The organism is Planktothrix serta PCC 8927 (assembly GCF_900010725.2).
Taxonomy (GTDB): Bacteria; Cyanobacteriota; Cyanobacteriia; order Cyanobacteriales; family Microcoleaceae; genus Planktothrix; species Planktothrix serta.
The window spans coordinates 96,523-108,902 of record NZ_LR734824.1; the positions used below are offsets into that span (position 1 = coordinate 96,523).

The 12,380-nt window shown below is 35.0% G+C and carries 12 protein-coding genes and 1 riboswitch; of the genes, 8 read left to right on the forward strand and 4 right to left on the reverse strand.

From position 1 onward, the window contains the following. Positions 1-24: 24 nt before the first annotated feature. Complete coding sequence (locus tag PL8927_RS00740; protein WP_156093052.1) at positions 25-321, reverse strand: hypothetical protein; 297 nt, start codon at positions 319-321, stop codon at positions 25-27. A 67-nt stretch (positions 322-388) separates the two neighbouring features. Here PL8927_RS00740 and PL8927_RS00745 point away from each other — a divergent pair, with 67 nt between their 5' ends. The 4 genes from PL8927_RS00745 to PL8927_RS00760 all read left to right on the forward strand — a co-directional run bounded on the left by PL8927_RS00745 (position 389) and on the right by PL8927_RS00760 (position 4,319). After that, positions 389-2,479 carry an AAA family ATPase gene (locus PL8927_RS00745; RefSeq protein ID WP_156093053.1) on the forward strand — a complete coding sequence of 697 codons (2,091 nt, stop codon included), beginning with the start codon at positions 389-391 and terminating at the stop codon, positions 2,477-2,479. A 26-nt stretch (positions 2,480-2,505) separates the two neighbouring features. Then, positions 2,506-2,721 (forward strand): type II toxin-antitoxin system HicB family antitoxin, encoded by a 216-nt coding sequence (locus PL8927_RS00750; protein ID WP_083616545.1) that lies wholly within the window; start codon positions 2,506-2,508, stop codon positions 2,719-2,721. A 65-nt stretch (positions 2,722-2,786) separates the two neighbouring features. Next, the gene (locus PL8927_RS00755; RefSeq protein WP_083616547.1) at positions 2,787-3,038 is read left to right on the forward strand and encodes a type II toxin-antitoxin system Phd/YefM family antitoxin; all 252 of its coding nucleotides are present in this window, start codon (positions 2,787-2,789) and stop codon (positions 3,036-3,038) included. Between the two features lie 420 nt (positions 3,039-3,458). Further along, entirely contained in the window at positions 3,459-4,319 is an 861-nt protein-coding gene (locus PL8927_RS00760) for an alpha/beta hydrolase (protein ID WP_083616549.1), read from the forward strand. Positions 4,320-4,485: 166 nt separating this feature from the next. On the opposite strand, the gene PL8927_RS00765 is transcribed toward PL8927_RS00760, so the two are convergent. Continuing rightward, positions 4,486-4,680 carry a hypothetical protein gene (locus tag PL8927_RS00765; RefSeq protein WP_083616551.1) on the reverse strand — a complete coding sequence of 65 codons (195 nt, stop codon included), beginning with the start codon at positions 4,678-4,680 and terminating at the stop codon, positions 4,486-4,488. A gap of 37 nt (positions 4,681-4,717) precedes the next feature. Then, positions 4,718-4,806, reverse strand: a riboswitch (Glutamine riboswitch). Positions 4,807-5,127: 321 nt separating this feature from the next. Here PL8927_RS00765 and PL8927_RS00770 point away from each other — a divergent pair. The 4 genes from PL8927_RS00770 to PL8927_RS00785 all read left to right on the forward strand — a co-directional run bounded on the left by PL8927_RS00770 (position 5,128) and on the right by PL8927_RS00785 (position 11,051). Further along, positions 5,128-5,274 carry a zinc ribbon domain-containing protein gene (locus PL8927_RS00770; RefSeq protein ID WP_083616553.1) on the forward strand — a complete coding sequence of 49 codons (147 nt, stop codon included), beginning with the start codon at positions 5,128-5,130 and terminating at the stop codon, positions 5,272-5,274. A gap of 355 nt (positions 5,275-5,629) precedes the next feature. Further along, a complete protein-coding gene (locus PL8927_RS00775) occupies positions 5,630-8,044 on the forward strand; it encodes a dynamin family protein (RefSeq protein WP_083616555.1) in 2,415 nt (804 codons plus the stop codon). Between the two features lie 20 nt (positions 8,045-8,064). After that, entirely contained in the window at positions 8,065-10,239 is a 2,175-nt protein-coding gene (locus PL8927_RS00780) for a dynamin family protein (protein WP_083616557.1), read from the forward strand. A gap of 92 nt (positions 10,240-10,331) precedes the next feature. Then, positions 10,332-11,051, forward strand: coding sequence for a M15 family metallopeptidase (locus PL8927_RS00785; protein WP_083616814.1), 720 nt, complete (start codon positions 10,332-10,334; stop codon positions 11,049-11,051). 12 nt (positions 11,052-11,063) lie between these two features. Here the strand turns inward: PL8927_RS00785 and PL8927_RS00790 are convergent, their stop codons facing one another. Next, positions 11,064-11,918, reverse strand: a complete 855-nt coding sequence (locus PL8927_RS00790; RefSeq protein ID WP_083616559.1) for an Rpn family recombination-promoting nuclease/putative transposase — start codon at positions 11,916-11,918, stop codon at positions 11,064-11,066. 5 nt (positions 11,919-11,923) lie between these two features. Continuing rightward, positions 11,924-12,370 carry a hypothetical protein gene (locus PL8927_RS00795; RefSeq protein WP_083616561.1) on the reverse strand — a complete coding sequence of 149 codons (447 nt, stop codon included), beginning with the start codon at positions 12,368-12,370 and terminating at the stop codon, positions 11,924-11,926. Positions 12,371-12,380 lie beyond the last annotated feature (10 nt).

Genomic DNA, 12,380 nt, shown 5'->3' on the forward strand with positions numbered 1-12,380 from the left:
GACAATTATTTTTTTAGGTTTTTTTTATGGTACAACAATAGAAATATTTAAAGATACAAAGAAAAATACAAAAAAAATTTTAGGTACAGTATTGGGAATTGCATTTACAATTTCATTGGTTATTTTTTTTATAATTTCTACTTTTATAAGTTTTTTTGTAACTATTATTATAGTTTTTTTTATACCTAATATTCTAAATATAAAGCCCGTAAATGAACTATATTTTTCAGTGTGTATTGGGATATGGATTGGTGCTTCTTTAGGCTTTACATCTAATGTAAAATTCGGAATAATTTCGAGTTTATATAAAAACTGGATCAAAGAATTTTTTTTATTAATAATATTATATATATCTAGTTTTGTAATAATATTGTTTAGAGATTATACTTTGATTAACCAAGATTATATTATAGGAAGTATAATAAGTCTTATATGTTGGGCTTTAGGTGCTTTGATTTTAATTCTTCGTCCCTTAGAATGGGCATTGTCTAGCATCTTTAATTTATTGTTATATAGTAATAAATTAAAGGGTATTTATTTTATTAAAGTCACACCAATTCCTATTATAAATCTTGCCAAAAAGATTAAAAAATGGTTGTTACACGATTGGGAAACAGGCTTACATAATGCTAATCAACTTTTAGAATATACACTTCAGTATGAATCTGTGGTTCAAGGAATTAGCCATGCTCTTTCTGAACTACCTCAAGAGCATATTATTTTTCGTACTAGCCAATTAACTAATTATCCTTATGATTGGACAGTAATTCAATTAATTTTTAAAAAATTAAATCACTTGGCAGAACAAAATAATGTAAATAAAAATATTTTAATACAAGATACTTTAAATAATTATCTTGTTGCTTCAAATGCAACGAAGGGGTTTTGGTACTTACATGAATCGGCAGTAGTTGGAGACAATGGTATATCTTTAGAAATAAACTTTATAGAAGAATCAGTAAAGGCTTTTACTCAAATTCGTTCTCTACCTTATGGAGAAGAACTATATATTTTAGCTCAAACCTTAGCAGCTTTTGCTAATGCCGGAGAATTAGCTGTTGTTACTCTTTTAAGATTACCTGCTATTCCTCAAGAACCTATTCTTAGAACATCAACTTGGGAAGTCATTAACTCTTTACATCAAGTAGTTCAAGTTTTTCGAGAGATTCAATCTAAAGTGTCTTATGCTGTTAGATTATCAGCATTAAAACGAGCCTTAATAGAACTTGATAGTGTTCAAGGAAAAGTTGATTTATTGCCTGAAGCAGAACGATTTTTAATTAAATATATTGTTAGTACATGGCAAGATTCCTTAAAAAGAGTTAATACACAGTTAGAAAAATTTTCTATTAATGCTCCTGTTGAAAATCCTTATATAATAGGTGATCCAGTACAGGGCAGAAGTTTTGTAAAACGTCAGGATATTTTAAAAAAAATTGAGGAGGTGTGGGTATCAAATAAACAACTTCAGTCTATAGTTTTATATGGACACAGACGCATGGGAAAAACATCAATTTTGCAGAATGTTTCAACCTGCTTAGATGAAAAAGTTAAACTCGCTTATGTTAACTTACTAACGGTTGGTAATAGTATTCAAGGAGTCGGTGAAGTATTAATGGCGATCGCAGATTCCCTCTCAGACACCCTGCAAATTCCACCCCCCGATGATGAAAGCTTAATCAATCTTCCCTATCGCACCTTTGAACGGTATTTAAAACAAATTGAAACCCAATTAGGCGATACTGGATTAATTATTGCCCTTGATGAATTTGAACAAATCGAAGAATTAATAAAAAGTGATCGCATTCCTAAAGACTTTATGGGCGTATTGCGGGGAATGGTGCAAATGAGTCCTAAAATTGCCTTTGCTTTAGCCGGACTCCACACCCTGGAAGAAATGACCGAAGACTATTTTAACCCGTTTTTTGCCAGTATTATTCCCATCCGCGTTAGCTTTTTAGAACGGGCAACCTGTCGCTATCTTCTCGCTAACCCCAGTGAAGATTTCCCCCTCGATTATAAACCCGATGCGCTTGATTATATCTATGATTTAACTGCCGGACAACCCTATCTCGTTCAACTCATTGGTTTTCTGTTAGTTCGTCGCTATAATGATCAAGTCTTTGAACTCGGAAATAACCGAGATCCCATGTTTACCATTGCTGATGTTGATGGGATTATTAATCAACCCGAATTCTATCAGAATGGACGTTATTATTTTACAGGGGTTTGGCAACAAGCGGGGGAAGGTTCACTAGGTCAACAAAATATTATAAAAGCGATCGCACCTCACCCCACCGGACTCGATTTTAATACCCTACAAACGGTTACAAATTTAGATTCCAATTCCCTACAAAATGCCCTCGATACCCTTTCTCGTCATGATGTTATTATAGAAACCGATAACCATTGGCGGATCATTGTGGAACTGTTTCGCCGTTGGGTCATTAATAGTGTTAAACTAAACCTATTGACTTAGTATAATAGCAGGTGATTCAGAAAATTATGCTAAAAAACATTGAAGTTCGGCTAGAAATATTTCAAGAAGGTGATTTTTATGTAGCCGTTTGTCCTGATTTAGATGTTTCTAGTTTTGGTGAAACCCTGGAAGAAGCAAAACAATCTGTTCAAGAAGCATTAGAAGCTTTTTTTGAAGAATGCGAAATAATGGGAACATTAAGCATTGTTTTGGAAGAAGCGGGTTTTATGCAACAGAATTGAAGTATGTCATAATATTATTAAATATCGGTTTCCGTTATTTATAAACTTAACAAAGAGGTTAAACCATGTATCATGTTACAGGAGAATATGCTAAAAACAACTTCAGTGAAGTTTTAGAAAAAGCCAGTACCGAACCCGGAGGAGTTGTTATTGTTCAGGAAAATAAAAGTTTTATTCTCATCAGCCAAGAAGAATTAGAAAGCTGGATAGAAACCGCCGAACTCCTTCAAGATAAAACTTTAATTGCTGATATTGAAGCCTCTCATCAAGAATATCATCAGGGGAAAGTTTTCACAATGGATCAACTTCTGGATTAAAACTATGGCAGATTATCAAATCTTATTTTATAATAAAGGGATTATATTCTGATCAACTCAACCGTAAAGATCGAATTGTTTATGAAATTTTAGAAGCCGATAAAGTAGTGTTTATAATTAGAACAAAAACCCATTACGGCGATTGATTTTAGTGATCAGTGCGATCGCACTTAGCTTTTTATTGTCGAACTGTTTGGCTGTTGGGTGATTAATAATTGACCCATCCTAACTTCGTAGGGTGGGGTTAAAATCGTTGGCTAAAATTCTTGCTAAATTAAACGGAAATGGGTTGAGATCAACCGTAAAGAATAAAGTTGTGTGGAAGGGAGCTTTTCTTTTATCTTCTTAACCTTGATTTTTCCAGACGGTTAAGAAAGATTAAAAAGGTTAGTTTTATTCAAAAAGTGAGGGAATAAAATTATGTTGAATACAATTTTAATTATTCTGTTTAAATTAGGATTAATTGTTTTAGCCGTTGGCGCGATCGCTTATTTCTGTGCTTGTTTATTCCTGTTTTTACGACAAACTCGATTTATTTTTTTCCCCTCTCGTTTAATCTCCATGACCCCGGATGATGTGGGTTTAGCCTATGAAGATATTGAGTTAAAAATTCCTATTCCTTCAGGAAAAGTAGAAACGGTGCATTGTTGGTGGGTTCCTGCTAAATTCAATTCTGAAAAAGTGATTATTGATTTACATGGAAACCGCAATACTATCGGGGCAAATGTGGGCTATGCTGAACAATTTCACCAAATGGGGCTATCGGTTTTATTAGTTGAATATCGGGGCTATGGACGCAGTACAGACCGTTTTCCCTCAGAAAAAACCGTTTATGAAGATGTAGAAGCAGCTTGGAATTATTTAGTTAATGAACGCCAAATTAATCCTAATAATATTTATATCTTTGGTCATTCATTGGGAGGTGCGATCGCTATTAATTTAGCCTTAAACCATCCTAAAATTGCTGGATTAATTATCGAAAGTTCCTTTACTAATATTCGAGAAATGATCGATTATAAAAAGAAATATTGGATGTTTCCAATTAATTTAATTTTAACTCAAAAATTTGATTCTATCGCTAAAATTCCCGCTTTAAAAATGCCAATATTATTCACGCATGGAATGGACGATGAGTTAATTCCTTCGACGATGAGTGAAGCTTTATTTACCGCAGCAACGGAACCTAAACAGCTTTTAATTGTTCCGGGTGCAGGTCATAATAATGTTAGACAGGTAGGAGGAGAACAATATTGGCAAACCGTCGAAAAATTTTTAACTTGATAGAGTAGGAAATAGGAAATAGAAAGAGTTTACCGTTCTTAGTCGTAGGGTGGATAAATAGTTAGTTTCAAAACAGGTAAGGGCGACTCATTAGCCGCCCCTACAAATAATTTTATTGAGTTGGAAAATAGGATAATACCCGATTAATTGGGGTTAGCTATTTTCCTCAACCTCTGATTCCCTGTAATGGGGATGGGGTTGTTTGAGCGTCGTTCTTAGAAAGTTCGGGAGCCATTTGGTGATTGAGCGCCGCAATAAGCTGACGTTTCACTTTTGTTGCCCACAAATCGAAATCGAAACTCTCACTGGTCGGAATATCCGATGCGGAAGTTTCGCCCACACGTTCTTTACTCAAAGTCATGGTTTTTCGCCTCCTGTTTCAACTCGCAGTGAAAACAGGCGCGTTCCTTCGGGAGAACTCCCTACTTCCGTCTTTTAGCAGTCATTTTAATATTCGAGGATCAAAGACCACCAAAAGATGAACGATTTCACTACTCTTTCTAATACTAGCACTAAACTTCCTTTCTATCAAATCAACTTATGCTAATATTACATAATTCTTATACATTTCTCGATCATCATCTTTTCATGATTCCCCCATCTTTGCCGTTGCCCCCTTTCGTTGAGCATTTTTCTGACTCAATACAAATTCCATTGGTTATAATAAAAGTACCTGATTTTTTAATAGGCGAACTTAAGAATAAACACCTCTATTAAATAGAAAAAATTCTTAGGGTAAGTCCGACAACAATTGAGTTAAATCCTTCTCTGAGAGAGCTACTTCAGATTGTAAAACTGTTCAATATCCGTGTTGGATGCTGGGTGGTCAAACTTCCTGTCAATACTGGCAAACAAAGCCGAAAATACTGGTTTGCTAGTTGCCCAGGTAAGCACCCATAATACATCACAAGATTGCTCTAATTGTGGCGAGAAAGTCCCAAAAAAGCTGCATTAACTGAATTATCGCACAAATATCTAGCTAAGATCAGCTACGCGCGCATTTAAACCACCTCCCCTAGCGAGCAAGGACGCTCACAATAGAGGATTTTCAAGTTTTTTGAATACCAAATTTAGATGCTTAACGATTTAAAAATGTTAGCGATGATCTGATACACCCTGAATATAGTATGATCAGAAGACGCTACCACAGATAAACCTAAAAAATTTCTGCTATCAAGCAGCTTATTCGCTACTGCCATAAGCTACAGAGGTTAATTTTCATGTCTTCCTCAACTCTATTGAGAAAGTTTAATGATTTTAAACTTCTGTAAGAATTTCTGCATCATTCGTTACTAATCAGAGGAAAATTCATGGACTCCGAATTCCCAAAACCCAACGTTAAAGACTTACAAAGCGATGTGATTGAGTTATTAAAGGATATTGGTGCTTTGATGAGTCGTGCGAGTTGTGCCTTAACTTCTGATCCAATGGGTCAAAAGTATGGAGAGTTTCAGAAAGACGTTAATCAAGCGATCCAAAATGTGACAAAACTAGAATTAAGAATGGCGGTTGTTGCACCGATGAAAGCTGGTAAATCTACCATTACAAATGCTGTTGTTGGTCAAGATATTTTACCGAGTCGTAATGCTGCGATGACAACTCTACCGACGGAAATTGTTTTAAATTCGCAGTTAACAAAACCCATCCTAACTTTAAGTCCTGAGATTTTATCGGTATTCAAAGAAACCTTTTCAACCCTCCAGCAAATAATACAGGAATTAGGGTCAGAAAGAATGCAGAAGAAGATAGACCAGTACCCCCATTTAATGGAATTATCTCAAAATATTGCAGCCGGGAATTGGGAAATTCTGATTACTCCTAAAATATCGGGACGTGACAATATTGTTAAAACTTTGACAGGTCTAAATGATATTGTGCGTTTATGTAGTTTAATTAATCCTAATAGCGATCCCTTAAGAAAACTGGTTGATGTCCCTTGTATTGAAACTCCGTTTTGGCGTTCAAAAAATAGCGAAAACTCAGAACAATTAGGCAATCTTGTAATTATTGATACGCCAGGGCCAAATGAAGCGGGAGAAAACCTTAAATTAAGGGGAGTTGTAGAAAAAGAACTGAGTAAAAGTTCGATTGTATTAATTGTTCTGGATTTTACACAGTTAAAAACGGATGCGGCTGAAAAAGTCAAAAAAGATGTGCAGAAAGTTATTAATTTACGGAGGAAAGAAAACCTCTATGTTTTAATTAATAAAGTTGATCAACGTCGAGATGGGGATATGACCCCAGAACAGGTTCGGCAGTTTGTAGCGGCTGAATTAAGTATTGGTTCTGAGGAAGACAAGGATCGAGTGTTTGAAATTGCGGCTCGACGTGCGTTTGTTGCTGCCAGTTTTATTCAAGAATTGGAACAAAACGCTGATTTAGAACCGATTAAAATGCAAACTTCAAGAGCTTTAGCACAAGAAGTTTATGGGATTGATTGGGAAGAAGATCTTGAGGATGCAACAATTGAAGCATTATCTAAAAAGGCACAACGATTATGGAAAAAATCAGGTTTTGATCCATTTTTAGAACAAGCAATTAAGGCATTGGTAGATCGGGCTGCACCTCGATGTATGGATTCAGCTTTAACACTGATTAAAAATCACCTGGTCACACTTGGAGATGAGATGAGTCTTCGTAAGAATGCGATCCCTCAGAAGCGACAAAAGCTACAACGGGAAGTTGAAGCTTTAGAGTCTGATCTTCAGAGTCTTGAAAATTGCCGGAGCCGTTTACAACAGGTAGATACTACCAAAGTTCAACTAAATCAAAGGCTTCAAGAAATTCTTGAAGAACTTAAAAAAGTGGCTAGAGTTAGCTTAGAAAATTATTTTGAACAACAAGAATTCGAGAGAGGAAACCCGCTTGAAAAAATCAGTATGGTAGTGAAAACTGTAGGTCAAAATTTTTTGAAAACTTTACTCCAGATTGAACCGTTTTCTAATAGACTTCCTCCGCAGATTAAATCAGGAGTAGAATTCAAAAGCCAAAAAGAGGAATTTGAATTTGAAACAGAAGATCAAGCCGAACAGTTTGCAAATTTAGCCACAGCCTATGCTAGAGAACGAGCCGATACCTTACTAGCAGGGGGTCGTCAAGAAATTAACGATGAAGTTGACAAAGCACGAACAGGCTTAACCCAATTCTTAGAAAAGGAAACAACACCGATTATTGAACGAGCGTGTGAGCGACTTAAGGAAGCATTCAACGTTAATTTATCCCTACCAAAACTCTCTTTAGATGATGATGGGGTTAAGTTAGTTGAGCCTCGTGTTAAAGCTTCAACTCGTGAAATTGATCAGGGTTATGAACAAAAAACTATTAAGAAACGTTCTTTCCGGCATTGGTTGTGGCTGATTCCCTATGATGAAACTATCAGAGTTAAAAAGCCAGTTAAAAAAGAAAATTACTATATTGTTTCTCTGAAGGATCAGATCATTGAGATAAACCGATCCATAGAAGCCGGAATTGATGCCATGAATCAAGATATTAATAAGTATCTTGATGAAGACTTTAAGGATTGGTTTGATCAATATTTTGACAAACTTGAAGATTATCTTGGTAATTATAAAGATACCTTAAAACAAGCACAAGCTGATCAAAACTTGAATTTAGAAAAGCAGGAAAAATTAAAAGAAGATCTGGAATCTTTACTAGGAGAAGCCAAGAAATATATTGAGAAAGTAGACGAATCTCTTGACCGCACAAACCAGTTAAAATTTTAAATCAAATCAGAGGATTTCCAGTGAATACGAATAGCCTCAATCTTCAAACTCTAACCTTACAGAAAAAAGTTGTTTCTCTGTTAGGGAAAATCAGCTTATTGATGGATGAAGCCAGCCGTTTAACGGGTGATCATGAAACTGTATTAAAATATGAAAGATGCCATCAAGAAATCATTAAAGCTGCCTGGAATGTAGAAGAATTGAGGCTAAAAATGGCGATCGCAGCCCCGATGAAAACAGGTAAATCAACGATTATTAACGCCATTATCGGTCAACCGTTGTTACCGAGTCGGAATGCTGCGATGACCACTTTACCCACAGAAATATTACTCAATGCTCAACTGAGCGAACCCGTTTTAACCCTGAGTCCTCAAACCCTATCCATTCTCGAAACAACTCAAGAAAAATTACAGCAAAAAATCAAAACCTTAGCTGAGGAAACTCTACAGGAAAAAATATCAAGTTATCCCCATTTAGCAACATTAGTTAACCGGATTTCTACACCCTCTCAATGGCATCTTGCTGAAAAAGTATTCGGGTGTAAAGCGATTAATCAAACTCTAACGGATCTGAATGATTTGATCCGCCTTTGTACTCTAATTTTACCCGAAATTGATCCCTTACCCACCTTAACAGAATTTCCCCATATTGAAACACCGTTTTGGGGTTCAAAACAACAAGGAATTGGTAATTTATTAATCGTTGATACTCCTGGGCCCAATGAAGCCGGAGAACATCAATTAACAGAAGTGGTTAATCAACAATTAGAGAATAGTTTAATTGTGTTAATGGTTTTAGATTTTACTCAACTCAAAACCGAAGCCGCCGAACAAGTTAAACAAGATGTTAAGAAAGTTATAGAAGTTAGGGGAAATGAAAATTTATATATTTTAATTAATAAAGTTGATCAACGAAGATCAGGAGATCTCACCCCGGAACAGTTAGGCAAATTTGTATCGGCTGAATTTGGACTCAGTGAAGAAAATCATGATCAAAAATTGTTTGAAATATCAGCTAGACAAGGGTTTGTTGCTGCTCATTTTATCCAAGAAACTGAACAGGTTTCAGAAATTGCGATCGCTAATTTAGAGACAGCAATTCCCTTATCAAAAGAAGTATTTGGCATCGACTGGGAAGAAGAACTTGAAGAAAAAAACCTGGAAGAATTAAAAACTTTGTCACACAAACTCTGGAAAAAATCGGGGTTTCCCAAGTTTTTAGATACCGCGATTAGCCATCTGATTGAAAATGCAGCTTCTCTCTGTATTGAATCTGCACTTAAACTGAGTAAAAGCAGCCTAACAGAAGTTTTAAAAGATAGGAATTTCAAAAATAGCAATATTATCAAAACTGCGGAGGAGTTAAGCCATCAAATTACTCAAGTTTATGAAGTTTTATTTGTACTTAAAATTTGGCATAATTGTTTACAAGAAATTGATCAAATTGTCCCCGATATTAATCAATTGATTGATCAGGATGTTCCTGAAATTAAATCTAAAGTTAAATCCCTATTTAAAACCTATTTTTATGATCAGGAGTATGAACATTCTTCTAGGATGATAAAATTGTATACTCGGTTATTTCAAAATAGCACAAATTATTTTAATCCTCTGAAATTGGGGCTTTGTAATTCTATCCATAATCAGTTTAAATTTAAACCCATCGGTAAAATCCAGTTTAAAACCATTGAAGAAGCTCAAGGTTTTTCAAAATTATCGAAACGCTATATTAAACCTGAGATCAAAAGAATTTTGGAAACCCAAGACACAAAAGCTATTCAATATTTTATTGAAAATAGAAACTCTATCATTGACTTTTTAGATAAAAATACTCAACTCTTGAGTGAAAGATCTCGAACTTGGTTTAATGATAATATGATCAAAATTCTTGCCTTTCCCAAAATCAATTTACAAACGGCTCAAACTTTTAAGTTAATTAAGCCAGGATCGATTAAAAAATTTAAACCCAAGAGGGAAAAACCTAATTTATGGTATAATATATGGGATTATATCAATCAATCTTCTCTCGTCAAGTATGAAGTATCTTTTCAAAGTTTAGATCAAATAAATACCTTATCTATTGATTTTAGTATTGATCAAATGAAGCACAAAACTAGCAAATATATAAAACAGAGGTTTAAAACTCAAATCAATGAGTTGTTGAAATCGTTTGTTGATTACCTATTATCTAATTAAAAATAATTCTTAAAGTTTTGTTTTAATACCGTAAGGTGATCAATAAAACTCCTAAAGAAGAACTCTCACATAACCAAACTGCTTTAGCGATGATGAAACCTTATCAACAAATTACCATTCAAGACTGCGGTGAACCTTTGGTTGCTATTCCTTTAGAAAAATTTGCGGTAGAATTTCCCCATGCTTATCAAAAATTAGGTGCGCCTTATCATCTTTCTTCGGTAGACTCTCCCTATTATTTAAGACAAAGTGTTTTAGACCGTTTACTAATAGCACAATTGCAATTACAGGAAAATCATCCTCACTGGAAAATTTTGATTTTTGATGCCTATCGTCCCGTAGAAGTGCAACAATTTATGGTGGATTATTCCTTTGAACAGCTATTAAAACAACGAGGAATAACTCAACAATCTCTTTCCGCAGAACAACATCAATCTATATTAACAGAAGTCTATCAATTTTGGGCAGCACCCAGTTTAGATCCGGCCACACCACCGCCTCATAGTACAGGTGCGGCTGTGGATATTACTTTAGTTGATCAAACGGGAACATTACTGAATATGGGGTCAGAAATTGATGAAATTTCTCCTCGATCTTACCCTAACTATTTTGAAAATAGTTCTGATCTAATTGAGCAAAGTCATCATCAAAATCGTCAAATTTTATTCCAAGTTATGAAAACCGCAGGATTTCAACAACATCCGAATGAATGGTGGCATTTTTCCTGGGGTGATCAACTTTGGGCTTGGTTAACAAATCAACAAAATCCAGAGGAAAATGCGATCGCAAAATACGGTCGATATTCCTCTTAATTATTGAAAAAATCAGGATCTTAAATTTTGAATTTCTGCTAAACTTAACCCCGTTGTGCGACTAATGGTTTCATCATCTAAAATATTTAGGAGTTGACGAGCAATTTCTATCGCTTTTTCGGTTCTACCTTCTGTTTGGCCCTCTTGTCTAGCTTGATTTTCTGCAAAACTAATTGCATTTCTTTGATCCTGTAAAAACAGTTCCACTTTTTCAACTTCATCGAGTTCCTCACGGGTTAAATTCGTTTGATTAGCAATTTCAAACGCGCGTTGAATTTGAGGAACACGGTCTAAGGTATCAGGAACAGTTTCTAATAGTCTAGCACTTTGCATAAAATAAATCCATTTATCCGTTAATGTCTCTAATTCCTCTAAAGATTTCTGAAATTTGGGTAATTCCACAAACACTAACTCTAATTCATTTTCAGAATAATTAAAGTTGTGATTTTTTTCTTTAAACACAAACCGAGAAATTAAAGCATCAGTATTTTCAAACTCAATAAAATCGGTAATCGTTAAAGCAATCACAGGTTTTAGAAAACGATAACCTTGTCCAGCATCTAATTGCAGAGAATAGGTTTTTGCTGCATTGTATAACACTCGTTTTGTAAAGGCTTCTACATTTAAAACCTGCATCTCAATAATAACAATCTCACCCGTATTCAGTTGAGCTTTAACATCTAAATAAGTATCCTTTAATCCCGTAATTTTGGGCGCAAGGTAAGGATCAAAAATTTCTAAATCCTGAATCATTGGCTCAGAATTATAAACCAGTGCATTCAGAAAACTAATTAAAATATCCTTACTTTCCGATGAGCCAAAGATTTTTTTAAAGGCAAAATCAGTTTTAGGATTGATAAAACGCATGGCTTTTATTCCCTGGTAAATAAATTAAGATAATCAGCGTTAATCGGGGCAATATATTTCAAATTAGCCCGAACATAACAAACTCCCGAATTAAACCGAGGGCCAGCCGGATGAATACTTTCTACTTTTAACCAAGGTTGACCATTTTTAATCACTATTGCATCCCCTTTTCCATTATTAGAAAAAAGAGCATTAATAATTGCACCCGACTCTAATTGAGTTTTCACTGTTCCTTCGGGAGTATTCCTACAGTTCAAATATTGGGGGTCAACAACCAACCAATTGATATTATTATAAAGTCCTCGATTTCCTTGAACTTTTGCCGTCATAAAATCCCCTTTATTATTGGCTCTTGGGACTTCAGCCATTTGAGCCATCCCTACACTTGTCACTAAGGCGAGGGTTGCAATGGCGGTGGTCATTCCTGAAAACAGCGTTGAAATCAATTTCATAATTAGACCT

Excerpts from the sequence above, each read along its gene's own strand:
- PL8927_RS00750 (WP_083616545.1), top strand. The coding sequence starts at position 2,506 with ATGCTAAAAAACATTGAAGTTCGGCTAGAAATATTTCAAGAAGGTGAT.
- PL8927_RS00755 (WP_083616547.1), top strand. The coding sequence starts at position 2,787 with ATGTATCATGTTACAGGAGAATATGCTAAAAACAACTTCAGTGAAGTT.
- PL8927_RS00760 (WP_083616549.1), top strand. The coding sequence starts at position 3,459 with ATGTTGAATACAATTTTAATTATTCTGTTTAAATTAGGATTAATTGTT.
- PL8927_RS00765 (WP_083616551.1), bottom strand. The coding sequence starts at position 4,680 with ATGACTTTGAGTAAAGAACGTGTGGGCGAAACTTCCGCATCGGATATT.
- PL8927_RS00775 (WP_083616555.1), top strand. The coding sequence starts at position 5,630 with ATGGACTCCGAATTCCCAAAACCCAACGTTAAAGACTTACAAAGCGAT.
- PL8927_RS00785 (WP_083616814.1), top strand. The coding sequence starts at position 10,332 with ATGAAACCTTATCAACAAATTACCATTCAAGACTGCGGTGAACCTTTG.
- PL8927_RS00790 (WP_083616559.1), bottom strand. The coding sequence starts at position 11,918 with ATGCGTTTTATCAATCCTAAAACTGATTTTGCCTTTAAAAAAATCTTT.
- PL8927_RS00795 (WP_083616561.1), bottom strand. The coding sequence starts at position 12,370 with ATGAAATTGATTTCAACGCTGTTTTCAGGAATGACCACCGCCATTGCA.